The sequence below is a fragment of the Wolbachia endosymbiont of Tuta absoluta genome (assembly GCF_059414725.1).
Genome location: NZ_JBNRJY010000272.1, coordinates 1 through 474, shown reverse-complemented (window position 1 = coordinate 474; position 474 = coordinate 1). Strand labels below are relative to the sequence as shown.

At 34.8% G+C, this 474-nt stretch carries 1 pseudogene; it reads left to right on the top strand.

Features of this window, described 5'->3' with window-relative positions:
• Nucleotides 1-156, top strand: a pseudogene (locus ACJ5GX_RS02975) (malonyl-CoA decarboxylase N-terminal domain-containing protein); the annotation flags it as partial.
• Between the last annotated feature and the right edge of the window lie 318 nt (nt 157-474).

The following is a 474-nucleotide window of genomic DNA, read 5'->3' as shown; positions in this document are numbered from 1 at the left end:
GATGAAGAAATGAAAGTATATAAGAAAAATCAAGATTCTGAGTCGAGCTATAAGTTTGAACAAGACTTAATAAAAGTCCTTGAATCACCACGCTCTAAAATATTGAAGCAGTTTATCTCATTACCGGAGGGCCTTAAGTTTATTGTTGATATTCGAGGGTTCCTTTTTTTAAATACAAATGTCTTTTTAGGACAATTTATTTATCGCAATCAGTGCTTAGAATGTTCTTCAACTGATTCGTTTAATTCAGTAAAATGACTGTAAAATTGATGCAGATAATCGTCTGCCTAACCCGTAAGACACATAAGGCGTGACTTATTGTGACTCATGATCGATCGTTTGGTACGGACATTTACGCTCTCTCTACCAAGCAAGGGATATAAGCGTGATATATGCACCCATGTATGTATTCGATGCTTCGAAAAGTTAGGTTTAAATTGTTGTTGACGATAGACACCAATCTTCTAAATTCTT